This is a genomic window from Brevibacterium sp. FME37 (genome assembly GCF_014897485.1).
GTDB lineage: Bacteria > Actinomycetota > Actinomycetes > Actinomycetales > Brevibacteriaceae > Brevibacterium.
The window spans coordinates 266,358-292,496 of sequence record NZ_JABUYE010000004.1 but is presented as its reverse complement, the minus strand read 5'-3'; the positions used below and the strand labels follow the sequence as shown (position 1 = coordinate 292,496).

The window sequence follows — 26,139 nt, the reverse complement described above, 5'->3', positions numbered from 1 at the left end:
TCTACCTCGAGACGCGGGCTTGTGCACGCTCACTCTGGCGCGTGGTGCGGATGCGACGCAAGCGTTTGACCAGCATCGGGTCACTGGCAAGGGCGGCAGGGTTGTCGAGCAGGGAATTGAGGATCTGGAAGTAGCTGGTGGCAGACATGTCGAACCGTTCGCGAATCGCATGGTCCTTGGCTCCACCGTATTTCCACCACCGCCGCTCGAACTCCAAAACGGACACCTCGAGCTCGCTCAGTTCGGGGGTGCCTGGGTTCTGCGGCATAGGGGTTGTGCTCCTTCGAAAAGAATCGTTGCCTCTATATTATCGCCCGGAGGACAGGACTGAAATTCCCGGCGCGCCGTCTTGCCTCTTCCGACAAGGCTCCTCGCTTCTAACAACACGACACAAAGCCACTGCCGGTGTTGTCGATCGTGGCTCCGGCCGACGGCACCGATCCGCGGCCCAACTGGCAACTCCGATCCGTGGCCCAACTGGCAACTCCGACCCCCGACTCCGGCAGGAAACCAGTTGACCCACTCTGCTGAAGGTGGCTCTCCCCCAATGGGTGAGCCACCCATCGCAGAGTGGGTCAGCTGTGCCGACTGGCGGTCCTCAGCGGACCACCTGTCAAATCTGATCTGATCAGCGGATGCGGATGTTGACCTGCTTGATCTGGGTAAAGCCTTCGAGCATGCCCTCGAGCGAGGCCTCACGACCGAAGCCGGAGGTCTTCATCCCACCGTAGGACTGTCCGGCCAGCTGGCCGCCGCCCTGGTTGACCTGGACCCAGCCGGATTCGATCCGGTTGGCCATGGTCAGTGCGGCATCGACGTTCTTCGTGAAGACGAACGCGGCGAGGCCGAATTCGCTGTCGTTGGCCATGTCGATGACCTCGTCGACGTCCTTCCATGGAATGACCGAGAGGACGGGGCCGAAGATCTCTTCCTGGCTGGTCTGCCATTCGTTCTTGGCCTTGGAGAAGATGACGGGTGCGTGGTAGAAACCGGGTTCGCCGACTTCGAGTGAGTCAGTTCCGTCGTAGGCGATCTCAACGCCGTCCATCGACTTGCCCATCTCGATGTAGTCAGACACCTGGTTGAACTGCTTCTCGTTGATGATGCAGCCGATGTCGGAGTCTTCGTTGCGAGGGTCTCCGACCTTCATCTTCGATACAGCATTGACGAGCTTGGACAAGAAGTCGTCGTAGATGTCCTCGTGCAGGAACAGGCGTGAGCCCATCGTGCAGGACTGGCCTTGGCGTGCGAAACGGGTCGAGAGCAGCACCTGTTGGAGGGTATCGTCGTCGTTGGAGTCGGGGAAGACGATGTTCGGGCTCTTGCCGCCGAGTTCCATCGAAGAATGGGCGAGGCGGCCGCCTGCCAGTTCAGCGACGTGACGGCCGACGTTCGTCGAGCCGGTGAACGAGACCTTGTCGACGTCGGGGTGGACGTTGAGGGCCTCGCCGATGACCGAACCCTTGCCGGTGACGACGTTGAGGACGCCCGCTGGAAGGATGTCAGCGAGCAGTTCGGCCATCTTCAGAATCGTCAGCGGTGCATCTTCGGCGCATTTGAGGACGATCGTGTTGCCGGCGGCCAGCGCGGCCGGGGTCTTGAAGGCGGCGATCATCAGCGGTGAGTTCCACGGCAGGATTCCCGCGACGACGCCCAGCGGCACACGCTTCGTGTACTGCAGCTGTCCGTCTCCGGCTGGCAGCGTGTTGCCCTTTACCTCACCGGCGACTCCGCCCATGTAGCGGAACAGGTCGGCCAGGATGACCGTCTCCGGTCGCGCTTGGGTACGGATGGCGTTGCCGGTGTCGATCGCGGTCAGCTGGGCCAGTTCCTCGGAGGCGGCGTCCAGTGCGTCCGCGCAGCGGATGAGCATCTTCTGGCGTTCCTTGAACGGCAGCGCAGCCCATTCGGGGAATGCTTTTCGGGCGGCTTTGACGGCCCGATCGGCATCTTCTTCCTTGCCATTGGCCACAGTGGCGATCACAACGTTGCGATCAATGGGGGTGATGACGTCTTTCCTGTCACCGTCGGCAGCTTCGACCCATTCTCCGCCGATGAACATCTTCCAGTTCGTGGCCTCGGGAAATTGCGACATTGTGATCCTTTCACCTACTCAGTTCTGCGATGAACTCCTTTGATCGAGCATATCGCCTGCCCCCGTCCGAACAGAACGTCGGGACGGTAGGCGATGATGCACACCTCATCTGCGTTATGTGCACATCGGCACCTGACCGACCACTCATCGTGGCAGCCACCAACCATCGATCGTGGCGGCCACTGCCCATCGATCGTGGTAAGCATCGATCGTGGTAAGCACCGCTCGTCGGTAGAATCGCGGCCATGACGTCCACCGCTGAACTGACGAAGATCATGTCCCCCGATTGGGCCGAGGCGCTGTCCGGCCAGGCCGATCGGATCCACGCCATGGGCGATTTCCTACGGGAAGAGGTCGCCGCCGGGCGCAGTTATCTGCCCAGCGGAGACAAGGTGTTCCGTGCCTTTGCTGATCCCCTCGCCGAGGTGAAGGTGCTCATCGTCGGTCAGGATCCGTATCCGACCCCGGGACATGCGATCGGTTTGTCCTTCGCCGTCGATCCCGAGGTGCGTCCGCTCCCCCGGTCTCTGACGAACATCTTCAAAGAACTCAACACCGACTTGGGCATCGCTCCAGCCTCCCATGGCGATCTGCAGGCCTGGTCGAGGCAGGGAGTCATGCTGCTCAACAGGGTGCTCACCGTCGCTCCGGGCGAAGCCGCCTCCCATCGCAAGCGCGGCTGGGAGGCCATCACCGAACAGGCGATTGCCGCACTGGTCGACCGAGATCAGCCGGTCGTTGCGATTCTCTGGGGTCGAGACGCGAGGAGTCTGGCCCCGATGCTGCAAGCAGGTCGCGCCGAGGTCGCGATCATCGAATCCGCACACCCCTCACCGCTGTCAGCCAGCAGAGGCTTCTTCGGATCCCGGCCGTTCTCCCGCACGAACGAACTGCTCGAACAGAAGGGCCTGACGCCCATCGACTGGAGCCTCCCGCCCCAGAACTGATGCCTCAGTCGCGGGGTTCGACCGTGTCCAAGGCAATCGTCGATTCGTTCGAGCGCGCGGATTCGGCTTTCTTCTCTACGGCATCTGCCTTGAGGTTCTTCAGCGGCCGGGCCAGGTAGCTGCCGAGCACAGCGCCGACGGCCAGTGCCGCATTGGCCAGGATCGCAGTGAACAGCACGGACAGTCCCACCGCGAAGGAAGTCGTCGCCGATTCGGCGACGATCTGATAGACGGCGGTGAAGATCGAGAGACCCTGCAGCAGCGTGTAGATCGCGGGAATCATGAGCACGATGGCGGGCGCACCCAAGCGCAGCGACAGCGGCCGCGCCAGGAAGCCTGTCACGGTCGAGGCCAGCAGCCTGGCCAGAACGTTGTCGATGGCGATGATCGTCAGCGCCGTCATCGTGATGTAGGAGGCGAGACCGACGAATGCGGCGGGGAGGATGAACCGCCTCGTCGACTGCATGGCGATGACGCCGGCCATGGCTACGACAGCCGCGGCCACCATCGACACGATCGCTGAGATGACGTGGACATTCGTCTTCGGCACCAGAACTTCGATCGGGTCGAGCCCGATCGCCTCGCCGGTGACAACCCCCAAGGCCAGCCCCGAGACAATGCCGGCCAGGGTCAGGACCACGCCCACCATGCGCCCGGCCGCGGTGAGCGGGAAGTTCGTCAGGGCATCTTGAACCGAGGAATACAGGGATTGTGTGGGCAGGAGCAGGACGATGCCGGCGGCGACCAGAAATTGGGGTGATTGGATGATGCCGAAGTTACCGGCCACCATCGCCACCAGTGTCGCGATCGCCGCCTGCAGTGCGGTGATGAAGAAGCTGGGCAACGCGGTGCGGCCGATGAGTCTGCCGACCTGACTGATCATGATCGACATGATGATTCCGAGGCCCGCGGCGATCGGTCCACCGCCCAACAGCACGACGAGACTGCCGACCATCATTCCCCAGGCGCCGGTGACGACCCATTCCTGATAGGGCCGACGCTGGAACCTGATGGCATCCAGACGGCTCCTGGCCTCGTTGAATCCCAGGTTCCCTGCAACCAGATCGGTGACGAGCTTGTGCACGGAACCCAGTTTCGCGAAGTGGATGGACTCGCCCCGATTGACGCGCATGACGGTCATGAGACGGCCATCGGAGGTCGAATAGTGCACGGTCAGAGTGTTCGAGGTCAGGTCCACCTGGGCGGTCGTGAGCCCGAACGCGGCACAGGCCGCGATGACGGAGACCTCGATATCGGAGGTGCCCGCGCCGGCGCGCATCATGATCGCAGCGATGTCGGCCGCGAGGTCGAGGACCATCCTGGCCTCTTCCTCACCAGGTTCGCTGGCCTGCACCGGCGCCTTGTACGGACTGCCTTTGAGCGCCGTGACGATCGGCACCGGCTGGGTGTTGACCGAGGTGCCCGAGACGAGCCGGCCCACGGTGCGTCTGGCTACGCGCTGAGCAACCCGCTGAGAGGCACCCTTATGGTCGGCCTTCGGCTTCGACTTGGCCGTCGTCGTCTTCGGTGACTTCGGGCCCGCGGGGCTGAGGCCCTCGGACGGCAGCGCCCCTGTCGGTGCTTCACGCAGCTCTTCGAGCCGCTGCTGACGGGAGAGTTCGAGCAGTTCCTGCAGCGCCGCGGATCCGGCTTCTGGCTTGTTCGAGCCATGCTCAGGTCCGGACGACGACTGGGCGTCGACCGGTACCTCGGCGGTGGGTGCTTCTTCTGTGTTGTCGTCCGTCACGGCTCACTGATGAGAGTCGGGCCGAATGGGTCCGCCACATCGGCAGTACCGGCTGCGGCGTCGAATTCAAAGACCTTGCGGCCGGATACGAACACCTGATCGGCGCGGGAGTTCAGGTCCAGTGGGTCACCGGACCAGATGACGAGGTCGGCATCGCGGCCCGGGGCGAGTGAGCCCACACGGTCATCGAGTCCGAAGATCGCGGCCGGGTTGATGGTCAGCGCCTCAAGCGCGATGACAGGGTCGAGGCCTTCCTTGACTGCCAGGGAGGCTTCGTGGATGAGGAAGTTGATCGGGATGACGGGGTGGTCGGTGGTCAGGGCGATGCGCACCCCGGCCTTGGCCAGTGCACCCGCGGTCGCCAGGGTGCGGTCGCGCAGCTCGACCTTCGACCGGCTGGTCATGAGGGGCCCGAGGATGACGTCGATGCCCTTATCGGCAATGTAGTCAGCGATCTTGTGGCCCTCGGTGCCATGGTTGATGACAAGGCGGTAGCCGAACTCCTCGGACAGGCGGATGGCTGTGGCGATGTCATCGGCGCGGTGGCAGTGCTGGTCGAAGGCGAGCTTGCCGTCGAGGACATCCGCCAGGGTCTCTTTCACGAGGTCACGTTCGAAGGGTGTGCCTTCGGCTTCGGCGTGGGCCCGTTTCGCCTGGTAGTTCTGTGCATCGACGAAGGCATCGCGGAAGATCTTCGCGGTGCCCATGCGTGTGGAGGGGGTGACGTTCTTCTCGCCGTAGACGCGCTTCGGGTTCTCTCCCAGTGCGGACTTCACGGACAGGTCCTGCGTCACGAGCATCTCGTCGACGATCCGCCCCCAGGTTTTGACGAAGGCGGTGCGTCCGCCGATCGGATTGCCAGATCCGGGCTTGATGAGCGCCGAGGTGACACCTCCACGCAGCGCGTCCTTGAAGCCGAGGTCGCTCGGGTCGATGCCGTCGAGGGCACGCACGCCGGCACCGTTGGGATTCGTCATCTCGTTCGTGTCGTCACCGGACCAGCCTTCGCCATCTTCATGAACGCCGAGGTGGCCGTGGGCTTCGATGAATCCGGGCAGCACCCAGCGTCCCTCAGCATCAATGATCTTCGTTCCGGTGGGCAGATTCTGTGCTGTATCGTTGCCGGATGCCACCGAGGTGATCGTGCCGTTCGAGACCAGGATCGTACCGGATTCGATCGGTTCGACACGTCTGCCGTCGGCATCTGCGATGGGCAGAATCCGAGCATTGGTGATAGCGAAATCGGTGATCTCGGGAACCGGAACCGAACGATACATTGTGCTCCTCTTGCAGTGACCTTCAAGGACGAGATCCGTCTCGATGCGAGTCTACGCCAGGCGATCAGCACTGGTCACGACGCAGGGCCGCCCACATCTGCTGCGGTCCCACCTGAGCTCGACGAGGCCGGTTCAGTATAGTTCGGAGTCAGAGAATCAATGAGAGAGGGACACCGATGCTCGAGACCATCACGTCATATGTCGCGATCGGCGATTCGTTCAGTGAAGGGCTGATGGACCATGATCCCAACCAAGAGAACCGGTACTTGGGTTGGGCTGATCGTCTTGCCGGCAAACTCGTCGACTCCCCTATCGGCAGCCCCGAGCTCACCTACGCCAACCTTGCCATTCGCGGCCGACTCCTCGATCGGATCATCGATGAGCAGGTGCCCATGGCCCTCGATCTCAAACCCGACTTGGTCAGCTTCTGCGCCGGCGGCAACGACTGTCTGCGCCCGACGGCCGATATCGATGATCTGGCCGATCAGTTCGAACGCGCCGTCGTCGCCTTCCGCGAAGCCGGCATCGAGGTGCTCATGTGCAACGGCTTCGACACGGAGATCAGCTCACCTCTGATCCGCGCGGTGCGTCCACGCGTGGGTATCTACAACTCCCACCTGTGGTCGATTGCGCAGCGTCACGGCTGCCACATGATAGACGTCTGGGGTCTGCGCCCGCTCTACGCGGGCGACAATTGGGCCGATGACCGGATCCATCTCTCCCCCGAGGGCCACGACCTCGTCGCCGAGCAGGCATTGGCCACCCTGGAAAGCGGACACTCCCTGCCCGTGACAGGGTTTGCGATGCCGGCGAGACCGACGCGTCCGATCCGGAGCGCAGTCAGCGAGGAGTCGAAATGGGCTCGTGAGCACTTCGCCCCCTGGGTGGGTCGACGCCTGCGCGGTCAGTCCTCTGGAGACCAGCTCGACGCGAAGCTTCCCGATCTGACGCCCGTGCGCAAACCCGAATGAGTCAGGACGAACGCTTCGCAGCTCTCGGTGCAGCCGGTGCCGAGCTGGGTTCGAAGCGGACCGCCAACCGGCATGACTACGGACCCGAGCCCGATCAGTTCCTTGAGGTCCACGGCAACCCGAGCACCGCCTCGGCGACGGTGATCCTCATCCACGGAGGATACTTCCGTGAGCGCACCGATCTCGCCCATGCCCGGCCCATGGCCGTTGCCCTCGCCGAGGCGGGTGTGCTGTGCGTGCTCATCGAATACCGGCGCTCGGGTGGGCAGCCCAACTGTCTTAACGACGTCACCGCCGCCATTTCCTTCGCCTGCGGCTCGCTGAAGGAGTGGGGCGTGAACGCTGCGGCACGGAGCAATCTCGTCGTGACCGGCCACTCCGCCGGTGGCTGCCTGGTGCTGGCCTGGGCGAGCCATCTGAACGAAGACGGCCCCGAATTCCGGCTGCGGCCCCTGGCACCGATCACCGATCTGTTCCGGGAGGTTGCGCACGGCTTGGGTGACGGCGCGGTGCTCGACTACATGGGTGCGCCGCCGGAGACGGATCTGGCACCGTATCTGCGTGAGGACCCGCGCTCACGGGTGCTGCTCATTCCCTCTCGGGCGGATCTGCTCATCGTCCACGGGGACCTGGATGAGACGGTTGACATCAAATTCTCACGGACGTTCCCGGCGCGCGTCACCGTTGCCGAGGGCGCCGATCATGCGGACCTCGTCGACCCCGAATCGTCTTACTTCCCGCTGGTTGTCGAGACGCTGTTGGGCTGAGCTGGTCTGTGCGCATCAGGTGCCGGCGGCGACATTCCTGACGTGAGCGCGTGCAGGTTCTGAGTACGCGGCACGCAGACGTCCGAAGAGTGCAACGCTTCGCATGCCGGGCCAGTCTGCGGGTAGGGCGCTGGGCGGAAGGCCCGGATCGACATAGGGGATCGTCTTCCAGTCATCGACGCAGCGCAGCCACAGGACGAACGCCTCCCAAGGTCCGCAGGCCGACTGCCGTGCTGAGCCGTCGTAGCCGTCGTAGCCGTCGTAGCCGTCGTAGCCGTCGTAGCGGTCGTAGCGGTCGTAGCGGTCGTAGCGGTCGAGGAATTCTTCGTGTCGAGCGGCCAAGGTGTCCAGTTCCCACCATTTAGCGGCCGCTTGGGCGAAGGGTTCGGCCGTCAGCGGTGTCTGCGTGATGAAGATCGTCGCTCGTTCTCGGACGCCGAGGGTCTCCAGGGCGTCCTCAGCCTCAGGTTGCAGATGTCCGGGCGCGATCCACAGCCCGTCGGTGACCGCTCCGAAGCCCAGGCCGGTGAGTTCTCGGCGCAGCTGAACTCGTTTGGGCCGATCCACCTCGGGCAGGGAGTAGGACACGAGGCACCAGGGTTCGTCATCTCTCTGACCGCGGTAGGTGAAGATGCGCCGATCGCCGCGCTCCAGGTCAGTCACGGCGGCAGGGTCCAAACGATAGCCGGCCACGGTTCCCCGCTTCTCGGGAAGGAGCAGGCCCTTGCCCTTGAGCCTCGACACGGCACTGCGGACAGAGGAGTTCGAGACCTCTGCGGTGGCGAGGAGCTCAAGCAGAGCACCAACCCGGATCCACCCGCCCAGGTCACGCAGGTGGAGTCCGACGAAGGTCCGCAGCAGAGAAGTGGGGTTGCCGGGAGTGTGATCGAGAACGACGATCGGACTCAGAGCCCCGGACAGCCATTCGCGGCTCCTGATCCATTCGCGGTCCCGGGGCCGTTCTCGATACCGGTGCGGATGTCGAAGAGCTCGGGGAAGAAAGTGAGGTCGAGGGCCTTCTGCAGGAACCCGACACCGCTCGATCCCCCGGTGCCTCGCTTCATTCCGATGATCCGCAGCACCGTGCGCATGTGTCGGTAGCGCCAGAACTGGAAGTTCTCCTCCAGGTCCACGAGCTCTTCACAGCTCTCATATTCCAACCAGTAGTCCTGCGGATTCTCGTAGATGATCCGGAAGGTATCGAGGAGCTCTTCGTCGAAGGTGTGCGCCACGGACACGTCTCGGTCGAGCAGCCGCTGCGGAACCGGGAGACCGCGGCGGGCGAGTGCACGCAGGAACTCGTCGTAGACGCTCGGCTCGTGCAGATATGTCTCGAGCTGCGCCCGGGCCTCGGGCTCACCATCGAAGACCTGGAGCATGCCGGCGTTCTTGTTGCCGAGGAGGAATTCCACGGCCCGGTACTGCCAGGACTGGAAACCCGACGATTGGCCGAGTTCATCGCGGAAGCCGACGTATTCGCTCGGCGTCAGAGTCGCGAGAACCGACCACTGCTCCGTCAGGGTCTTCTGAATGTGTTTGACCCGTGCGATGCGCTTCAGCGCCGACTGCAGCTGATCGTTGGCAATGAGCCTGCGGGCATCGAGGAGTTCGTGGATGACGAGCTTGAACCACAGCTCCGTGGTCTGGTGCTGAATGATGAACAGCAGCTCGTCGTGGTGGACAGGTTCGCTTACGGGGTGCTGGGAGCTCAGCAGGCGGTCGAGGCTGAGGTAGGAGCTGTAGGTCATCGTCGACCGCAGGTCCGTATGGATCCCCTCTTCAAGATCCCGTTCGTTCTTGGCAGCAGTGGAGTCATCATGAGTCATGACGATCATCTTATTGCATTATTCGTCCGAACGGACTTAACCTGCAACATCAATCTGCTCCGGGCCGGCGCCGTTCGGGAGCGGCGATCTCGCGCACCTGCTCGACGAGGCTCTTGAACTCCCCCGGCATCTCGGCCTCGCCGAAGCGCACCAGGCCGAAGCGACTTTCGATCGCATAGACATACCGGTCGGCCTGACTAGAAGGACTCGCCCCGGACCCGGCTTCCGCGCCCGCAGCCGCCGACTGTGAGCTCGAGTCACCCTGCCACGGAAGTTCTGCCACCTGCGGTCCGATCCGGTCCCGGTGCTCGCTTGAGTCGATATCGAGATCCCACACGAGCAGGAGTCCACCGATTCCACCGCTGCGTTCGACGAGGAGGTGACCGTACCCGCCATCACCACCACGCTGGCTGCTGCCGCTCAAGCCGTCCTCGTTCACCAGCTGCTCCCCACGTTTCCTCGATTCGCGCCCCGCGTGACCCCGACCGCGCCCCAGCTTTGGACGAGCGCGTCGTGAACATCGGAACCCTCGCCGAAGGCCGCAACCGCCTCGGCGATGGTCAGGGCTGCGAAGCCCGCGAAATCGGTGCGGGTGGTGATATCGGGACCGGTCAACACTGCGAACCACACCTGCCCCACGGTCTCCCAGGCTGGACCACCGAGGGCAGTGGCGGCGAGCGCAAAGGCGCGGTTGGGGATGCCGGAATTGAGGTGGACTCCGCCGTTGTCGGACTCCGTGGTGACGTAACGGTCCATGTGATCAGGCTGCGGATCCCTTCCGAGGACATCGTCGTCGTAGGCCGTGCCGGGCTCGAGCATCGAACGCAGTGCCTTACCGGTGACCTCGGGGGTGAAGATGCCGGCACCGATGAGCCAGGTGGCATCCTCGGCGTTCTGCCCGGAATCGTGTTGTTCGGTCAACGCCCCGAACACATCGGCGCAGTGCTCGTTGAGCGCGCCGGGCTGCCCGCGGTATTCGAGGTCGGCGGTGTGGCTGATGACGCCGTGGCTGAGTTCGTGGCCGATGATCGACAGCGACCCGGTAAACCCGGTGAAGACCTCGTCGTCGCCGTCGCCGAAGACCATGAGGCGTCCGTCGAAGAAGGCATTGTCGTAGTCCTGGCCGTAGTGGACGCTGGCGATGAGGGGCATCCCCTTGCCGTCGAGTGAGTTGCGCTCAAAGGCCTCAGCGAAGAGGGAATAGGAGGCTCCGAGCCCGTCATAGGCCTCATTGACTGCCTCGTCGGACACCGCCCCCTCCCCCTCGCTGCGAACGAGGACTCCGGGCAGGGTCTCGGTGCCCTGCGCGTCGTGGACGAGTCGGTTGACTCCAGCGCCGGCACCGATGACCTGAGAGTGCATCGTACCCTGGGAGCCCTGCGCTCCCTCACCGAGCTTGGCCACCGGCGTATAGCGCAGCCCCTCGGCGCGCAGGCTGCGACACGACTCGTCGGAAACCTGACAACTGCGTGCGGCACGGGCGGCTCGAGGGAATTTCTCGCCTCCGCGTTCGGCGATCGCATCGAGCAGGTAGGGCGGAATGACATGTCGAAGACTCATATGACCAGGGTGCCACCTCCGCCCGTGCATCGAATGAGAAATTCATGCAAACTTTTCCTTGCAAAGCTTTCTTTGCAAGTGTATCTTTGCATTATGAGCAACGAGATCAACACCGGAGCAAATCCTCGGACCCTGGGAACCGCAGCACTCAAGGGGCTCGCCCATCCGCTGCGCGTGGAGATCTATGAGGCACTGACGAAACACGGCAAGCAGACCGCGACGAGTCTGGCACAAAGGCTCGGCGAATCGACGGGATCGACCAGCTATCACCTGCGTCAGCTCGCCCGCCACAACCTGATCCGCCAGGTCGAAAGTTCCTCCGGCGGACGCGAGAAGTGGTGGGAACGCTCCCCTGGCGCCATCGACATCCAGCGCCGATCGTCGAAGGAAGACCCGGCGGCGAGCGCCTCGGCTGGCTTCATTCTGCGCGAATGGGCTCGAAACGGCACCCGCACGCTTGAGGACTTCGTCGAAGTCCTCACCACGGATGATCAGCTGAGCGACGAATGGGCTGACGTCTCGCAGGTGCACACGAGCAATGTGCGTCTGACGCCCGATCAGCTGAAGGAGATCACCGACGAGTTCTACCGCATGGTCGCAACGGTCATCGACAAGTACCGCGGCCGCAACGATCCCGGATCCCGTCCCGTGCAGATCCAGTTCAACGCCTTCCCCTTGACCGATGGAGAGGAAACACCATCATGAGCACCCTCATCACCCCGATCCGACCACCGGACTTCCAGCGAGGGCCCGGCAGGATCGTCGAACGCACGACGACCATCACCCGCGAGATCTTCCTTGACGACCCGACTCCCGCACAGGTCCAGACGCAGTCGCAGTCACAAGTCTCCGATGACCCCATCCACGGAATCGACCGCGCTCTGGTCCGCCTCGGCGCGTGGCTGATCAACCTCGGCCGCAGGCATGCCCTCCACCCCTCGGCTGGAACGGCGAGCGCCACAGCAGCCCGCGCCGACGAGATCGCCCGCAGAGTCGATGACGCGAAGGCTCACGACATGAAGCACTTCATTGGTTTCCCGTACTGAGCTCAGACTCCCGGACTCACGCCCTCACCTCGGCGCCGGTGGATGATTTGTCCCCCTTGGGCGACGCCACAACAAGCGTGATGACGATGATGACCATGAAGAAGGTCGTGAGGAACGTCGGGATCGGGATGAGCGGATCGCACAGCACGAGGACCGCACAGATCGGCACGATCGCATTCACGACCCCACCGGCGCTGGGCCTGATCGCCAGCATCCACACGCCGAGGACGAAGACCGCGATCGGCACAGACACCATGAAGGTGGCGAGGTCCGGATCGATGGCACTGTTGCCCAACTGCGAGTCGACCTCGATGCCGACGCCAGCGGAGAATGCTCCTGCAGCGGCAAAGATGGCGTAGTGGCCGTAGCCGAACCGCCGAGACCGCCGATGGCCCGGTGGTGAGGCGGCCAGAAGTAGATCCACCACATGGCCGCGGTGACGATGAGGCTGAGCACGCCCAGAGACACCAGTGAAACGATGTCCTCACTGTCCTCGAAGGCCCCGAAGACCGCGTTCGCCGAGGCCAGCATGGATTCGCCGAGGACGATGATCGTGAAGCAGCCATAGCGTTCGGTGATGTGCTCCGGATGCCAGGACGTCGTTCCCCGCGCTTCCGCGATGACGGGGATGGCCACCTCAGCGAGGACGAGAATGAGAAAGACCAGCGTCGACATCATGCGATCGTCGATGATCATCCAGGCCACCCACAGCACCTGCACGATGCCGATTCCGCACGCGTAGATAACGGTCGCGCGACGGGCACGACCCGCATGCAGTGAAGCCCGCAGCCACTGCGCAATCATGACCACTCGCATGAGGATGTAGCCGATGATCAGGATGAGGAAGTTCTCGTCGGCGAAGACCGGCCCGATGCCGGCCGCCAGAATGAGCACGCCGCCCATCTGCACGATCGTCATCACCCGGTAGAGCCAGTCGTCGGTGTCGAACGAGGTCGCGAACCACGTGAAATTCATCCACGCCCACCAGATCGCGAAGAAGATCATCAGATACTTAGCCAGGCCCTCGCCGAGGTGGCCGGCCGTGACCGTGTCATGCAGGTGAGACGCGGCGATGGACACCGCGATAACGAACACGAGGTCGAAGAAGAGTTCGAGCGAACTCGCTGCACGGCCTTCTTCACCGGGGTCACGGGGCCGCATCGGGACGAGACGGAATCTGGACGGAAGCGCCGCCGCACTGGTCATGTCGATCACTTTCGCATAGGGGCTGAGTTGGGCGGGATTGGGAGCGTAGTCGGGACGAGGCCGAGGACTTTCGCTGGGGACAGTGTAGACGCCGGACAGCAACCACCCCTGCCATCTCACACGTCTAGACTGGTCAGGTGCTCAAACCGATCCTGTGGCCGATCCTCGCGCCCTCACTCCTCTTCGCCGTGGGTTTGGGCTCGATTCTTCCGATCGTGGTCCTCGGCGCGCTCGACCTGGGGTCGACTTCCTCGTATGCTGCCGCCGTCGTCGGCATCATGGGTGCGGTATCTCTGGTGGCAACGGTGCCAGCGGGAATCCTCATCGACCGCCTCGGCGATTTCCGGGCGATGCTCGTGGCCACGATCACAGCGATCATCGTCCTCGCCGGCATCGTCGCGGCATTCATCTGGGATTCCTCGGCCTCCCTGATCGTCTACACGATCGCGCTCATGCTCTTCGCCCCGGTCGCCGATGTGTGGAACCTGGCCAGGCAGGCCGTCGTCGCCGAGGTGATGCCGGCGAAGGACCTGGCCAAGGCGATGACCGCGCTGGGCGGCACGCAGCGGGTGGGCAACCTCATCGGACCCATCGTCGGCGCCGGCCTCATGCTCGTCTTCCCGCTGTGGTCGGTCTTCGTCTTCGCCGGTGCCGCGTCCATGGCCGCCATGCTCGTCATGGCCCTGCCCATCGCCCACATCCCCGGCTACTCGGACCGCGGGGCTGCTCGTTCCGGGGCGACTGCCGGTTCCGGTGCGACGGCTGTTGCGTCGACGGATCCCACCCTCGCCGAGGCGGCCCGACCGAGCGCACGCAAGCCCCCTCGTCCTCCGCTGGAGGTGAGGTGGAAGGCCGTGGTCCTCATCGGGATCTCGATCATCGCCCTCACCGTGGCCCGGTCGGCTCAGCCCGTGGTGATTCAGCTCTGGGGTGTTGAGATCGGGATGCACGAATCCTCGATCTCCCTGCTCATCGCATTCGGTGCCGGACTCGAGCTGGGCTTCATGTTCCTTGGTGCCTACATCAAGGATCACCTTGGCCGGACGACGACGCTGGTGGCCTGCCTGACGATCTTCGGCTCCGGCTTCATCGTCATGGTGCTGCGTCCGGACCTGATCGGAATGATCACTGCGGCCTCGGTCATGGCATTGGGCAACGGGCTGGGAGCTGGTGTGAACATGACGATCGGCGCAGACCTGTCACCGGCGATCGGACGCGCCCGCTTCTTAGGGATCTGGGCGATCTTCTCCAACGGCGGCAAACTGGCGGGCCCGACCCTCATCTCCTTAGTCATCACCGTCACCTCGCTGCGGGTCGGGATCCTCTTCCCGGGACTCTTCGCCGTACTCGGTGCGGTGTGGGCGCTCATCTGGTCCCAGAAGATCGGCCTGCCCAGCCGACGTCGCCGTTGATCGCGGCCACGCCGATCTGCGCCTACCGATCTGTGCCCTTCGAACACGAGCACACCGTTTAGGCTGGTGATGAACGGTCCCAGGCACTGGGAACATTTGGACACTTGGAAGGAGGGGTGGACATGGCCGCCCTCGATTTCGGAGCCTTCGTGCTGCTGAGCATTGCCGCCCTGTTGTTCCTCTTCCTCCAATCCTGGCTGGCGGCGACCGTAGTGCGACGCGTCGTCGGCGTCCCGACGGGGTGGCCGCGCACCATCGGAGTGGGCCTGGTGATGAGCGCCGTCATGGCGCTGACCGTGCAGTACCTCTACCGCGCCGGAACGGGACAGAACCCAAACGGACTCGATGTGGCCCCAGGGGTCGCACTCATGCTCCTGCTCCTGGCCACCGGGTGGATCTTCGCGCTGGGAGTCGGCGCTCTCGTCGTCATCGAGGCCGCCTTCCCGACAGGATCGGTGCCCGGCCCGCAGTCCCTGTTCTTCGGGTGGAAGGCACGCAGGCGACGCGGTCGACGCTACGCCGAGGTCGTCTCCATCGCCGTCCGTCACGGCCTGGGTTCACAGATCCGCGGCTTCGGTCGCGGTGCGGCCCCGGGACGTGAGGCGAAGACGGCCCGCGCACTGAAGAACTCACTGTCCGAGGCTGGTGTCACCTTCGTCAAGCTCGGCCAGATGCTCTCGACGCGTCGTGATGTGCTGCCGCCCGCCTACGTCCACGAGCTGGAGATGCTGCAGTCGCAGGTCTCCCCCGAATCATGGTCGATCATCGAACCGGCGATCGTCGAGCGCATGGGCAGGCCTCTGAACGAGGTGTTCTCCCGCATCGACGCAACACCGCTGGCCGCGGCCTCCGTGGCACAGGTCCATGAGGCCACCCTCCTCGACGGCACCGATGTCATCGTCAAGGTTCAGCGGCCGAAGGCTCTCACCCAGGTCAATCAGGACCTCGACATCATCCTGCGTCTGGCCAGCTGGCTGAACAAGACAACAGTGTGGGGTCAGGACTTGGGTATCGAGAATCTGGCCAAGGGGTTCGCCGCTTCTCTTGAGGAGGAGCTGGACTATCGGATCGAACTCGGCAATATGCACACCATCGAGGACACCCTGAGACGCTCAGGCAAGTTCTCCGTAACAGTGCCCCACGGCTATCCGGAGCTCTCGAGCGAACGCCTCCTCATCATGGACCGACTCCCGGGGCGCCCGGTGTCCTCGGCGAGCAAGCTCCTCGCCGAGCTGTCAGACAAGGAGCGCAAGGCCCTAGCCACCACACTTCTCGGCGCGACACTCGAACAGATCATCACCGATGGCGTCTTCCACGCGGACCTGCACTCCGGCAACATCTTCATCATGCCCGACGGTGGCCTGGGACTGCTGGACTTCGGTGCGGTCGGCCGACTCGACCCCGGAACGCAGACGGCCCTGGGACTCATGCTCTACTCCATCGACCAGAACGACAGCGCCGGAGCCACAGACTCCCTCATCGAACTGCTCGGGCGGCCGGAGAGCCTCGATGATCGGGCCGTGGAACGTGCGGTCGGTGAGCTGCTCACCCGCTACGGCGGCGGGAATCACTCCTATAACGGGCAGAAGCTCTTCGACGATCTGTTCAACCTGGTCCTGGCCCACCGGTTCTCCGTCCCGGCCCCGATCAGCGCGGCCTTCCGGGCCCTGGCGTCCGTCGAGGGCGCGCTCCTCGTCATTGATCCGAGCTTCGACGTCGTCGCCGTCGCCCGCGACGAGGGCAACCGGCTCATGCGCAGCAAGCTGAAGTCCACGAAGATCACCGAGGAATTGCAGCGACGTGCTATGCAGATCCTGCCGATGATCGACCGCATGCCTCGGCGGATCAACAAGATCACCGAGGACCTTGAGCAGGGGCGCTTCTCGATGAACATGCGGGTGCTCGAAAACACCTCCGATAGGCGGTTCCTCACCAGCCTGTTCCAACAGCTCATCGTCGCTGTCCTGGCCGGAGCCGCCGTGCTCGGATCGATCATGCTCATCACCAGCGAAGAGGGGCCTCTGCTCACCGAGGGCATCCACCTCTACGCGTTCTTCGGCTTCGTCCTGCTCTTCGGCGGCTTCGTCCTGAGCATGCGCTCACTCATGCTCGTGTTCAAACGCGGTGTCGACGGTTAGAACCGCTCGCGGTCTCACAGCCTAGGAGGCGGGGACTCCGAACTCGGATGTGAATTCCGGTATCTTCTTGTCCTCTCCGAGTACCTTGGCCTCTGGACGAATGTAGGACCCCTTGAGCTCGTCTGCGGTTTCACTCACGTAGATCGGAATGTAGCCCGTGTGGTCTCCATCGCGGCGTGGCGCGCGGTCAAAGTACTCATAACCTGCCTCTTCGAGTTCGTCTTTCGCGCTCGACGCGTAGTTGGCCTCTTCGCCTGCACTGTCGAGGTAGAAGTCCGCAGCGCTGATGGTGCCGCCATAGCTCTTCCCCGGCACGACCTTCACTTCGATATAGACCATTTCCCCAGCTGGGTTGTCGGTCGCTTCGTAGTACTCAGTGGGGTTATCGCGGACCGCAGACACGACAGTGACAACGTCTCCGGTCTCCTTATCGGTGAACTCCGCACCAACCTTGACCTCAGCGCCCTCAGCCTTGTCGCTGGCACCCTCAGCGCTGTCCGACTCCGCTGTCTCCTCCGGCGTCTGCTCTGCTTCCTCTCCTGCCTCGAGAGCTTCTTCCTGCCCTTGACCGGGCGCTGCATCGCTGGGGGCTTCATCCGCGGCCGAGTCGTCAGTGCCACAGGCCGACAATGCCAGTACGGCGGCAACGGCCAGGGCTGAAGACTGAGTGAGGAATCGGGCTGAGTGTCGTCCGGTGCGGTTCATCGGTGTCCCTTTCGAAATGATGGGCGCTGCATGAGTTGTGCGATTGACGACTCATTGGCCCTGACAAGGAAAGACTCTATAGTCGGCGACCCCGGAAGCAGGTGACGATCACAGCACACTGTGTAGCGGATCTGCCACAATTCCTCGCGACGATGCTTCGACGCCGGCTCTGACAGTGTCTGCCGCACGCTGGCTCGCAAGATGGCGCAAAAGAACCGGGCCAGACAGTTCACTGTCTGACCCGGTCCAGTGGAGCCCCCCATCGGACTCGAACCGATGACCTTCGCTTTACAAGAGCGGTGCTCTACCAACTGAGCTAGGGAGGCGTGGCGGCGAAACGATGCCGTCTGCGCCTACACGATAGTAGTCCATTCACCTTCGCCGCGACAAAACGGATTGTGGACGGGCGCCACGATCGCGCAGCGGTCGACCACCACCTCGGCGCTGGTCGACCGCTGCTCGTGAAGTCGGTCAGCCCTTGATCTCGCCGGTGGCCTTGAGGATCTCCAAGGTCAGAGCCTGCGGATCGCTGGTCTTGTCGGTGTGCTTGCCGTTGATGAGCACCCACGGGGTGGCTTCCACGCCGTTGTCCAGAGCCTCCGAGGAGGTCTTCTTGACGTAGTCCTTGAACGTCTGGTCCGTGACGCAGCTCTTGACGGTCTGCTCGGGATCGGACTTGAGCTTCTTCGACGTGTCGACACCAGCATCCTCGGCGTCCTTGAGCAGCTGCTCATCGGTGCGGCCGTTGCCCTGTTCTTCGGGCTGCTGAGCATACATCGCGGGGAAGAAATCCCTGATGGTTTCGGGCTGGGAGTCGATGACGCAGGCCGCCAGGTTGGCAGATCTAGTCGAGTACTCGTTGCCGGTGGACATGCGGTCGAGGATCGATACCGGTTTGTATTCGAGTACGATCGAGCCTTCGTCTGCGAGCTTCTCCAGCGTCGGCGCGTTGGCGTCCTCGAACGCCTTGCATCCGGGGCACTGGAAGTCGAGGTAGACGGTCACTGTGGCGGCATCTTTCTTGACGCCCGCGTCGGCAGGGCTCGGCAGATCCGACTCTTCGCCCTTGGGCATCTGCTTCGGCTGCACCACTTCGCCGTCCTTGGCCATGCTGACACCGCCGGCGACGACGTTGGCTGGCGTGATCCCCGGCTTGCTCTGCTGGAAGATGAGAACACCGACGATCGCGGCCACGACGACCACCACAACGCCGATCCCCACATAGAGGATGGTCTTGGCGGTCCTCTCCTTCTTGTTCTGAGCCTCCGCGATCCGGCGCGCGTTCTCACGGGCCTGGTTCCGCCGATTGTCACCGGACTTGTCACAGGAGTTGTTCTTCGCCATGGTTCCTCACGTTGCGATTGTCTGACGTCGGCCCAGCCTCGGACCGTGGGGAATCGGGTCGATATACGTGTCCCGACCGTCCCACCTTACCCAAACGGGTAGTGCCCCGACTCCCAGTGAAATTCAAGGATCACCGACACCGGCTCCAGCAGATGCCTGCGCCGGGTCCCGCGGACGCCGACACCGGGTTCGGTCAGCTGCCTGCGCGGACACGGCAACTTCCTAGACCGGGCCCGGCAGATAGGTGAATGGGTTGGTCGGCAGGGGCCACCAGGACATGCCGGCGCCCGACTGGATGACCATGATCGCGACGATGATGAGGAGCGCGACCGCCGACAGTGCGATCAGCCTGCCCAGCCGGTTACGGGTCACCCCGGAGACCATAAGCCGCGACCCGTGTCGCAGACTGCCCGCGCCGGGCCCCAGCCACAGCACGAGGCCACCGGCAGCACCGGCCGCCCACACCGACCACTGTTCGGAGTATCCGCTGGGCACGATTTCGGCAATGTCGAGTCGGGTGAGCACGAGCATTGCGACCCCCGCGATGGCCGGCAGGATGAGTGTTGTGATCGAGGTCAACACCGAGGCCAAGATCGCACCCGGCGCCGAGGCGAGCGAACGCAGGAATCCGCGGCCGTTCGTTCCGCGTTCGAACCGATGCTTCTGTGCCTTGCGGTCCAATCGGGTGCCGGTTCGCGCCAGTATCGACCACAGGAACACGAAGAATGTGACGAGCAGGGGACCCAGCGGCATGATCGTGATGGCCAACAGGATGAGGGCGAAGACCACCCATCCTCCGGTCCGGATCGTCCGGTAGGTCATCGGCCCCCACCCGTAGTCGGGTTGACCTGGCTGCCCCTGTTGACCGGGCTGGCGCAGTTGGCCTGGCTGCCCCTGTGGGACTCCGGTGCCATTGTGATCGGGTCGGGCGGTGCCCGGACCGGCCAGAGATCCACCCCGTCCGGCTGGAGGTCCGGCAACTCCATATCCTGACCCGCCGAGGTTGGTCCCGGCCATCGCTGAGCCCGGACCTGATTGGATGCTTCCGTTGGGATTGCGCACAGGTGGTGCGGTGCCCCGGTTCGTCACGGCCGGGCTTCCCTGCCTGCCTGGCATCTGGCCGTGCGGGGAGAAGCCCTGCCGTGGGTATGCTTGCGGATTCGTCCCACCGGGGCCTGCAGCTCCGGGGGTGGAAGCGTTCGGGTTCAGCGCCGAGCCTGGGGCGCCACCGCGCGGCGATCCGTGTCCGGTCGCGCCATAGCCCGAGACATCGTATCCGCCAGCTCCGCCATAACCACCGGCTCCTTCATAGGCCGCGGCACCGCCTGCAGCAGCACCGAGGGCCGCGGGCCCACCGTAGCCTGACCCGTTGCCGTCGACCGCGGGCATCCGCGCGGTCCCGGTCGGCGAGGCCTGGTTCCAGCTGCCTGCGGCCGGTCCGGAGCCCAGCTGCGGCGCACGCCCGGACTCGATGTCGACGAGAGCGTCGAGGATCATCTGGCCACTCGGCCTGCGCTCGGGTTTCGGGTCGAGGCAGGCTGCGATCAGGGGAACGAAGTTGCGGGGAGCGTTCTCCAGGTCGAACTTACCCATGGCCACGCGCCCCAGCACCGCTTCGAGAGGACCGGAGCCGTAGGGGTTGCGGCCGGTGGCGGCGTAGGCCATGGTCGCGGCCCATCCCCACCAGTCGGTCTTCTCGCTCGAGGTCTTGCCGTCGGCGATCTCCGGAGACAGGTATCCGGGTGTACCCATCACGAGGCCGGTCGCGGTCACCCGCACCTCGTCGGCGACCTGGGCGATGCCGAAGTCGATGACCATCGGTTCGCCGTCCATGATCATGACGTTCGCGGGTTTGAGGTCACGGTGGATGACACCGGATTCGTGGACCGCGTTGAGGGCGTCGAGGAGAGCGTGGCCGAAATGGACGAGTTCGTCTTCGGCGAAGGGGCCATTCTCTCGCACGTCATCGGACAGGGTCTGGCCGTCGACGAACTCGGTGATGATGAAGGGCTGTGCGGATTCGAGTTCGGCGTCGAGCACCTCGGCGATTCGGGGATGTTTGATCCGTCGCAGGGTCCTGACCTCGCGCCCGAGACGTTTTCGGGCGGTCTCGTCATTGGCGATGTGCGGGTGCAGAACCTTCACGGCGACAGGGTTGTTTCCGCCGTCGACACCGAGATAGACAACACCCATACCGCCCGCACCGAGCTCCTCGATGAGGCGGTAGCCTCCCAGATCCTGACCCATCACCCTGCCAAGCGTAGTCGAGCGAGTACAGTTCGTTCCAAGGACCGACTCAGGAGGAGGCGCAGATGAACACCGTCAACTCTGCCGAAACGACCACCCCATCCACGTATGGTGACAGCGATTTCGTTGTCGTTGCCAACCGTCTGCCCGTGGACCGGGACCCTGCCGAGGAAAGCCAAGGATGGCGTACCTCACCTGGGGGTTTGGTCACTGCGGTGGCGCCGGTGATGAAGGCTCAAGAGGGTGCATGGATCGGCTGGACCGGGGTTCCCGACGTCGATTTCGACCCCTTCACGATCGACGGGATGCATCTGGTTCCCGTCACCCTAACCAGTGAGGATGTCCTCAGATATTATGAAGGATTCTCCAACGCAACTCTGTGGCCCCTCTACCACGATGTGATCGTCCCGCCCGAGTTCCACCGCACCTGGTGGGACTCGTATGTGCAGGTCAATGAGCGCTTCGCGGCCAAGGTCGCCGAGGTGGCTGCCAAGGGTGCCACCGTCTGGGTCCATGACTATCAGCTTCAGTTGGTCCCGCAGCTGGTGCGCCGGATGCGACCGGACCTGGCGATCGGGTTCTTCAATCACATCCCGTTCCCACCGTTCGAACTCTTCGCCCAGCTGCCATGGCGCGACGAGATTCTGCGCGGACTCCTCGGCGCGGATCTCATCGGATTCCAGCGACCGGCCGATGCCGCGAACTTCCGACGTGCGGTGCGCGGGCGCCTCAACTTCACGACGAAGGGGTCAACGGTCGCCGTCCCCGACGGTGAGCTGCTGTCGGCGCACACTGTGCGGGCCGAAGCGTTCCCCATCTCCATCGACACCCCCTACCTTGAGGAGCTGGCGCGTGATCCTCAGATCATCGAGCGCGCGCGTCAGATCCGCGAAGAGATCGGCAACCCGAAGGTCGTCATGCTCGGTGTGGACCGGATGGACTACACGAAGGGCATCCGGCACCGCCTCAAGGCCTTCGGGGAGCTGTTGGCCGAAGGGAAGCTCGACGTCGAGGATGTCGTCCTGATCCAGATCGCGACCCCGTCGAGGGAGCGCCTGGAGCAGTACAAGATCATCCGCCACGACGTGGAACTGGCCGTCGGGCGGATCAACGGCGAGCAGGCCGAAGTCGGATCCATCGCCGTGCACTACCTTCACCATTCCTACCCCCGCGATGAGATGACCGCGTTCTTCCTCGCCGCCGACGTCATGCTCGTGACCGCTTTGCGTGATGGCATGAACCTGGTGGCCAAGGAGTACGTGGCCTGCCGCAGAAGAGATGACGGTGCCCTCGTGCTCTCCGAGTTCACCGGGGCCGCCGATCAGCTCAAGGCGGCAGTGATGGTCAATCCGCACGACATCGGCAATCTCAAGGCCGGCATCCTCGACGCTGTGCAGATGGATGAGAAGACCCGGGCCCGACGAATGAAGCAGATGCGCAAGAAGATCTCCACGGACACGGTGAGCATCTGGTCGAAGAAGTTCCTCGCCGAGCTCGAGGCCATCCATAAGAACCCCGAGGCGATCATCCCCGACCGTCCCGCAGCCCTCCCCGAGCGGCCGACAACGGCGTCCGATCGCATCACCTCCACCGTCGACGAGGATCGTCAGTGACATCGGATCCGGATGCCATGCCGCCTTCCCAGACCCGTCCAGGACAGTCCCACCCAGAGCAGAATCCGCCTGGGCGGACCGAACCTGAACAGGCGCCGTCATCTGAGGTGGTGCCGACACCACGCTCGACTCCCGGCTACACGTCCGCAGCTGCCCTCGACCTCGAACAGGCCACTAAGGCGGAGTCGGTCCTCATCGCCCTCGACTTCGACGGCGTGCTCGCTCCGCTGCAGGACAATCCCGAGTTGTCCCGGATGCTCCCGGAGTCAGCACAGGCGATCATCGCCCTCAGCCTCCTGCCCGCGACTCGCGTGGCCCTGGTCTCCGGGCGCGACGTCGCAACTCTGCGCCGTCTGGTCGACCCACCCCCTGGCGTGTGGCTGGTCGGTTCGCACGGCGCCGAGGTGGACCTGGGCTCACAATCACCTGAGGTGACGGTGACGCAGCCCGAGGTGAGCGCCGAGGAACAGCAGATGCTCACGGCGATAGACGCCCACATCGAATCCTTCGAACTCGACCTGTCATCGGGCTCAGGCTCAGCCCCCGACACCGACACCGACACCGAGGTCAGGGTCGAATACAAACCTTTCTCTCGCACTGTGCATACGCGCGGCCTCGACGCGGAGTTCGCGTCCGCTCTGCATGCTCATGTCATCGCTGTACAGACCGAATACCCCGGAATCCGGGTCATCGAAGGCCACGACATCACCGAACTCGCGGTCAAGACGGCAACGAAGGGCGACGGCCTGCGGGCCCTCATCGCCGTCGGATCACCGACAGCCGTCCTCTACCTCGGCGACGATGTCACCGACGAAGATGCCTTCGCCGAACTCGAAGATCTGAGCACGAGCCTGAGCATCAAGGTCGGACCGGCCCCGACCCGCGCACCCTGGCGGATCACGGACCCCAACGCGGTCGCCGAACTCCTCACCCGAATCGTGAACGAACGCCGCGCACACCAGCCCCGCCCCTGAGGCGCCTCCGCGGAGGCTGAGTCAGCATCGCTGGGGCCGCGTGCACCCTCGGCTCCGCTGGGTCAGCTGCGTCAGCGTCGCTGCGGCGGTACCGCACTGGCCCGCAGGACGAGATCCGGGGTCACCGAATAATCGATGGCCACCGCCTCGGCGGGATTGGCCATCATCGCCCTCACCTCGCCCAGCGCGGACACGGCGATCGCCTCCCAGTCGTAGCTGACCTGAGACAGGGGCGGGGCGATCACATCGGCATCGGGCATGTCACCGACCGTGAGCAGGGAGAGATCCCGCGGCACGTCGAGGCGAGCGCGGGCGGCGGCCTCGAGAATGCCGAACGACAGCGACGGCGCACAGGCGATGACGGCCGAACACTGCAGGTGGAGCAGCTCTTCGGCCGCGGCGACCCCAGCCATGGTGCCTCCCGCGGCTTCGACCACGGGCGCCTGATCACGGGTGGCGGGTATGTGAAGGACCCGGGCCATGGACTTGCGGAACCCGGCGATGCGACCGGCCGCGGCAGAGTCGCGGAGCACGGCCAGCCCGATGCGACGATGCCCCAGATGCACGAGGTGCTGGACCGCTGTCGCGATGCCGTCAGTGGCATCGAGGACGATGCGTGCGATCCCGTCGGAGTGCCGGGCGTTGGAGACCCTGATCTGCGGCAGATTGCGTTCGGCCAGCTTTGCGGCGAGCTCGCCGGCCGCTCCCCCGCCGAGGACGATCGCGCCCTGAACATGAGGCTCGCCTCCCTCAGAGCCGAGCAGCGACTCGGCCAGGGCATCGGCCCGGTAAGCGGCCGCCTCCACGTGCACTGCCGCGATCCCCTGAGCAAAGATCTTGCTGGTCAGAAGGTCGAACAGACGCGTATAGGGATCGACGTTGCCTGCCGGCACGGCTGGCCGCACCAGGGCCACCATCTGCCTGGAGGGTGTGTTTCGGCTGCCCGAGTCCACGCCGAGGATCGCCAGCGCCCGCCTGACCTTGGCCAGTGAGCCCGGAGACACCGATTCGGGGTCGCGCAGAGCCCGCGACGCCGTCGCCTTCGATACCCCAGCCGCACCTGCGATGGCGCCGAGACCGACATGTTTGTGTTCGCCGGGTTCAGGGGCAGTCGGCGTGCCGGGACCCGAACTCGAGTCAGCTGTCGGGCTCATTGTCTCGCCGCCGTCGTCGAGGCACGGGCCAAGAGCCGGGGACGGAACACCGGCGGAACCGATTGGAGCTCCTCGCCGGAGATCTTCAGCGTCGACAGAGTCGCAGCCACGAGTGCCTTTGAGAGTCCCTCGACGTCGATGCCGAGCACAGTGGCCGGTGGGCCGGTGAACTTCATCGTCGGTGAGTCTCCGAAGCCCACGATCGACATGTCACGCGGGACTTGCAGGTGCCGGTTGCGCAGACCGTGCAGAGCTCCGTGCAGCTGCAGGGCCGATTGCACGATCACCGCGGTGCAGGTCGCATCTTTGAGGTCGAGTGCGGCACGCGAACCGCCGGAGAAGGACTTCGGGACCTGCGAGATCCAGTCATCGAGCTTGACCCCGAAATTGCGTGCAGGGTGCTCCGCGCGGAAGCGTCTGATCAGCTGCACCGCCAGCTCACCGCTGTCATTGCAGATCAGACCGATGCGCCGGTGACCGATGGCCTGAAGGTGCTCGAAGGCCGTCGTCATCCCCCCTCCGAGGTCGAGGCGGGCGGCGATGATGTCTCCGCTGGCATCGTCGGAGTCCACCGCCGACTGTTCGTCGACGCGGATGCACGGAATATCCGTGTGCAGACTCGTCATGGTCGGAGTCACCAGGGCAACGGCACCGGCGTCGACGGCGACCTCAAGCGGGCTGGTCTCGGTTTCGACGGACGGTCGGGTGATGAGCAGACCGTGTTCCTGCAGTGCAGCGGCCACGCGAGTGCAGACTTGGACCTGCCAGTATTCGGGGTTTCCAGGCGCGCTGACAGCGACCAGCCGCCTCGGCGTCTCATGTAGGAGGGTGGAACGAGAGTAGCCCAGCGATTCCATCGCATCGAGCACTCTGCTCCGAGTCTCATCGGCCACCGCACCACGCCTGCCGAGAACGCGGGAGACGGTCGCCAGGGACACACCCGCCCGGGCGGCGACATCGTCTAGCTTGACCTTCATACCGGGAAGTCTATCGGGGTCAGCCTGCTCAGGGGCGGGCAGCACGGGGTCGAGCAGCTTGGGCCGGTGTCGACTCCGCTCCCGATGCTGATGTCAAGGTCAGCGTGCGACGATGTGTTGAACAATCGCATGA

22 protein-coding genes, 1 tRNA gene and 1 pseudogene are annotated in these 26,139 nt (G+C 64.2%); 9 read left to right on the top strand and 15 right to left on the bottom strand.

Annotated elements, in window-relative coordinates:
* Nucleotide 1: 1 nt before the first annotated feature.
* Both INT29_RS07370 and INT29_RS07365 read right to left on the bottom strand, forming a co-directional pair.
* Nucleotides 2-268 (bottom strand): DUF3263 domain-containing protein, encoded by a 267-nt coding sequence (locus INT29_RS07370; RefSeq protein ID WP_101574290.1) that lies wholly within the window; start codon nt 266-268, stop codon nt 2-4.
* A 360-nt stretch (nt 269-628) separates the two neighbouring features.
* The gene (locus INT29_RS07365; protein ID WP_101574291.1) at nt 629-2,095 is read right to left on the bottom strand and encodes an aldehyde dehydrogenase family protein; all 1,467 of its coding nucleotides are present in this window, start codon (nt 2,093-2,095) and stop codon (nt 629-631) included.
* A gap of 245 nt (nt 2,096-2,340) precedes the next feature.
* On the opposite strand from INT29_RS07365, the gene INT29_RS07360 reads away from it, so the two are divergent.
* On the top strand, nt 2,341-3,042 hold the full coding sequence (locus tag INT29_RS07360) for a uracil-DNA glycosylase (protein WP_193071245.1): 702 nt from the start codon (nt 2,341-2,343) through the stop codon (nt 3,040-3,042).
* A 4-nt stretch (nt 3,043-3,046) separates the two neighbouring features.
* Here the strand turns inward: INT29_RS07360 and INT29_RS07355 are convergent, their stop codons facing one another.
* On the bottom strand, nt 3,047-4,789 hold the full coding sequence (locus tag INT29_RS07355) for a threonine/serine ThrE exporter family protein (protein WP_193071244.1): 1,743 nt from the start codon (nt 4,787-4,789) through the stop codon (nt 3,047-3,049).
* A complete protein-coding gene (locus INT29_RS07350) occupies nt 4,786-6,066 on the bottom strand; it encodes an amidohydrolase (RefSeq protein WP_101574294.1) in 1,281 nt (426 codons plus the stop codon). Before INT29_RS07350 ends, INT29_RS07355 begins: the two co-directional genes overlap by 4 nt.
* A gap of 176 nt (nt 6,067-6,242) precedes the next feature.
* On the opposite strand from INT29_RS07350, the gene INT29_RS07345 reads away from it, so the two are divergent.
* Together INT29_RS07345 and INT29_RS07340 are read left to right on the top strand one after the other, a co-directional pair.
* Nucleotides 6,243-7,037: an SGNH/GDSL hydrolase family protein gene (locus INT29_RS07345; RefSeq protein WP_193071243.1), complete on the top strand. Its 795-nt coding sequence runs from the start codon at nt 6,243-6,245 to the stop codon at nt 7,035-7,037.
* A complete protein-coding gene (locus INT29_RS07340) occupies nt 7,034-7,804 on the top strand; it encodes an alpha/beta hydrolase (protein WP_193071242.1) in 771 nt (256 codons plus the stop codon). The genes INT29_RS07345 and INT29_RS07340 overlap by 4 nt, the downstream gene beginning before the upstream one ends.
* Nucleotides 7,805-7,819: 15 nt before the next feature.
* Here INT29_RS07340 and INT29_RS07335 read toward each other — a convergent pair whose 3' ends face one another.
* The 4 genes from INT29_RS07335 to INT29_RS07320 are packed head-to-tail and all read right to left on the bottom strand — an operon-like array spanning nt 7,820 to nt 11,190.
* Nucleotides 7,820-8,662 (bottom strand): PaaX family transcriptional regulator C-terminal domain-containing protein, encoded by an 843-nt coding sequence (locus tag INT29_RS07335; RefSeq protein ID WP_226831184.1) that lies wholly within the window; start codon nt 8,660-8,662, stop codon nt 7,820-7,822.
* 47 nt (nt 8,663-8,709) lie between these two features.
* Nucleotides 8,710-9,630 carry a tryptophan 2,3-dioxygenase gene (locus INT29_RS07330; RefSeq protein ID WP_101574383.1) on the bottom strand — a complete coding sequence of 307 codons (921 nt, stop codon included), beginning with the start codon at nt 9,628-9,630 and terminating at the stop codon, nt 8,710-8,712.
* A 49-nt stretch (nt 9,631-9,679) separates the two neighbouring features.
* A complete protein-coding gene (locus INT29_RS07325) occupies nt 9,680-10,069 on the bottom strand; it encodes a hypothetical protein (RefSeq protein WP_193071240.1) in 390 nt (129 codons plus the stop codon).
* Nucleotides 10,066-11,190: a M4 family metallopeptidase gene (locus INT29_RS07320; RefSeq protein ID WP_193071239.1), complete on the bottom strand. Its 1,125-nt coding sequence runs from the start codon at nt 11,188-11,190 to the stop codon at nt 10,066-10,068. Before INT29_RS07320 ends, INT29_RS07325 begins: the two co-directional genes overlap by 4 nt.
* Before the next feature lie 93 nt (nt 11,191-11,283).
* Here INT29_RS07320 and INT29_RS07315 point away from each other — a divergent pair, with 93 nt between their 5' ends.
* Together INT29_RS07315 and INT29_RS07310 are read left to right on the top strand one after the other, a co-directional pair.
* Nucleotides 11,284-11,895: an ArsR/SmtB family transcription factor gene (locus tag INT29_RS07315; protein WP_193071238.1), complete on the top strand. Its 612-nt coding sequence runs from the start codon at nt 11,284-11,286 to the stop codon at nt 11,893-11,895.
* The gene (locus INT29_RS07310; protein ID WP_193071237.1) at nt 11,892-12,236 is read left to right on the top strand and encodes a hypothetical protein; all 345 of its coding nucleotides are present in this window, start codon (nt 11,892-11,894) and stop codon (nt 12,234-12,236) included. Before INT29_RS07315 ends, INT29_RS07310 begins: the two co-directional genes overlap by 4 nt.
* 16 nt (nt 12,237-12,252) lie before the next feature.
* On the opposite strand, the pseudogene INT29_RS07305 reads toward INT29_RS07310, so the two are convergent.
* Nucleotides 12,253-13,397 (bottom strand): annotated as a pseudogene (locus INT29_RS07305) (low temperature requirement protein A).
* A 182-nt stretch (nt 13,398-13,579) separates the two neighbouring features.
* On the opposite strand from INT29_RS07305, the gene INT29_RS07300 reads away from it, so the two are divergent.
* Both INT29_RS07300 and INT29_RS07295 read left to right on the top strand, forming a co-directional pair.
* Nucleotides 13,580-14,854, top strand: a complete 1,275-nt coding sequence (locus tag INT29_RS07300) for an MFS transporter (RefSeq protein ID WP_193071236.1) — start codon at nt 13,580-13,582, stop codon at nt 14,852-14,854.
* 122 nt (nt 14,855-14,976) lie between these two features.
* Complete coding sequence (locus tag INT29_RS07295) at nt 14,977-16,992, top strand: ABC1 kinase family protein (RefSeq protein ID WP_226841710.1); 2,016 nt, start codon at nt 14,977-14,979, stop codon at nt 16,990-16,992.
* A 21-nt stretch (nt 16,993-17,013) separates the two neighbouring features.
* Here INT29_RS07295 and INT29_RS07290 read toward each other — a convergent pair whose 3' ends face one another.
* The 4 genes from INT29_RS07290 to INT29_RS07275 form a co-directional block, all read right to left on the bottom strand.
* Entirely contained in the window at nt 17,014-17,697 is a 684-nt protein-coding gene (locus INT29_RS07290; RefSeq protein ID WP_193071235.1) for a hypothetical protein, read from the bottom strand.
* Between the two features lie 250 nt (nt 17,698-17,947).
* Nucleotides 17,948-18,023, bottom strand: a tRNA-Thr gene (locus INT29_RS07285).
* 145 nt (nt 18,024-18,168) lie between these two features.
* Entirely contained in the window at nt 18,169-19,041 is an 873-nt protein-coding gene (locus INT29_RS07280; protein WP_193071234.1) for a DsbA family protein, read from the bottom strand.
* 222 nt (nt 19,042-19,263) lie between these two features.
* Nucleotides 19,264-21,288, bottom strand: coding sequence for a serine/threonine-protein kinase (locus INT29_RS07275; RefSeq protein WP_193071233.1), 2,025 nt, complete (start codon nt 21,286-21,288; stop codon nt 19,264-19,266).
* A 65-nt stretch (nt 21,289-21,353) separates the two neighbouring features.
* Here INT29_RS07275 and INT29_RS07270 point away from each other — a divergent pair, with 65 nt between their 5' ends.
* Both INT29_RS07270 and otsB read left to right on the top strand, forming a co-directional pair.
* The gene (locus tag INT29_RS07270; protein ID WP_101574368.1) at nt 21,354-22,901 is read left to right on the top strand and encodes an alpha,alpha-trehalose-phosphate synthase (UDP-forming); all 1,548 of its coding nucleotides are present in this window, start codon (nt 21,354-21,356) and stop codon (nt 22,899-22,901) included.
* Nucleotides 22,898-23,875: a trehalose-phosphatase gene (otsB, locus tag INT29_RS07265; RefSeq protein WP_193071232.1), complete on the top strand. Its 978-nt coding sequence runs from the start codon at nt 22,898-22,900 to the stop codon at nt 23,873-23,875. The genes INT29_RS07270 and otsB overlap by 4 nt, the downstream gene beginning before the upstream one ends.
* A 71-nt stretch (nt 23,876-23,946) precedes the next feature.
* On the opposite strand, the gene INT29_RS07260 is transcribed toward otsB, so the two are convergent.
* Both INT29_RS07260 and INT29_RS07255 read right to left on the bottom strand, forming a co-directional pair.
* Nucleotides 23,947-25,029: a LacI family DNA-binding transcriptional regulator gene (locus INT29_RS07260; protein ID WP_101574370.1), complete on the bottom strand. Its 1,083-nt coding sequence runs from the start codon at nt 25,027-25,029 to the stop codon at nt 23,947-23,949.
* Nucleotides 25,026-26,006, bottom strand: coding sequence for a LacI family DNA-binding transcriptional regulator (locus tag INT29_RS07255; RefSeq protein ID WP_101574387.1), 981 nt, complete (start codon nt 26,004-26,006; stop codon nt 25,026-25,028). Before INT29_RS07255 ends, INT29_RS07260 begins: the two co-directional genes overlap by 4 nt.
* Nucleotides 26,007-26,139 lie beyond the last annotated feature (133 nt).

Coding starts and splice junctions, on each gene's coding strand:
- INT29_RS07370 (WP_101574290.1), bottom strand. CDS start 268: ATGCCGCAGAACCCAGGCACCCCCGAACTGAGCGAGCTCGAGGTGTCC.
- INT29_RS07365 (WP_101574291.1), bottom strand. CDS start 2,095: ATGTCGCAATTTCCCGAGGCCACGAACTGGAAGATGTTCATCGGCGGA.
- INT29_RS07360 (WP_193071245.1), top strand. CDS start 2,341: ATGACGTCCACCGCTGAACTGACGAAGATCATGTCCCCCGATTGGGCC.
- INT29_RS07350 (WP_101574294.1), bottom strand. CDS start 6,066: ATGTATCGTTCGGTTCCGGTTCCCGAGATCACCGATTTCGCTATCACC.
- INT29_RS07345 (WP_193071243.1), top strand. CDS start 6,243: ATGCTCGAGACCATCACGTCATATGTCGCGATCGGCGATTCGTTCAGT.
- INT29_RS07340 (WP_193071242.1), top strand. CDS start 7,034: ATGAGTCAGGACGAACGCTTCGCAGCTCTCGGTGCAGCCGGTGCCGAG.
- INT29_RS07330 (WP_101574383.1), bottom strand. CDS start 9,630: ATGACTCATGATGACTCCACTGCTGCCAAGAACGAACGGGATCTTGAA.
- INT29_RS07320 (WP_193071239.1), bottom strand. CDS start 11,190: ATGAGTCTTCGACATGTCATTCCGCCCTACCTGCTCGATGCGATCGCC.
- INT29_RS07315 (WP_193071238.1), top strand. CDS start 11,284: ATGAGCAACGAGATCAACACCGGAGCAAATCCTCGGACCCTGGGAACC.
- INT29_RS07310 (WP_193071237.1), top strand. CDS start 11,892: ATGAGCACCCTCATCACCCCGATCCGACCACCGGACTTCCAGCGAGGG.
- INT29_RS07295 (WP_226841710.1), top strand. CDS start 14,977: ATGGCCGCCCTCGATTTCGGAGCCTTCGTGCTGCTGAGCATTGCCGCC.
- INT29_RS07290 (WP_193071235.1), bottom strand. CDS start 17,697: ATGAACCGCACCGGACGACACTCAGCCCGATTCCTCACTCAGTCTTCA.
- INT29_RS07280 (WP_193071234.1), bottom strand. CDS start 19,041: ATGGCGAAGAACAACTCCTGTGACAAGTCCGGTGACAATCGGCGGAAC.
- INT29_RS07275 (WP_193071233.1), bottom strand. CDS start 21,288: ATGGGTCAGGATCTGGGAGGCTACCGCCTCATCGAGGAGCTCGGTGCG.
- INT29_RS07270 (WP_101574368.1), top strand. CDS start 21,354: ATGAACACCGTCAACTCTGCCGAAACGACCACCCCATCCACGTATGGT.
- INT29_RS07260 (WP_101574370.1), bottom strand. CDS start 25,029: ATGAGCCCGACAGCTGACTCGAGTTCGGGTCCCGGCACGCCGACTGCC.
- INT29_RS07255 (WP_101574387.1), bottom strand. CDS start 26,006: ATGAAGGTCAAGCTAGACGATGTCGCCGCCCGGGCGGGTGTGTCCCTG.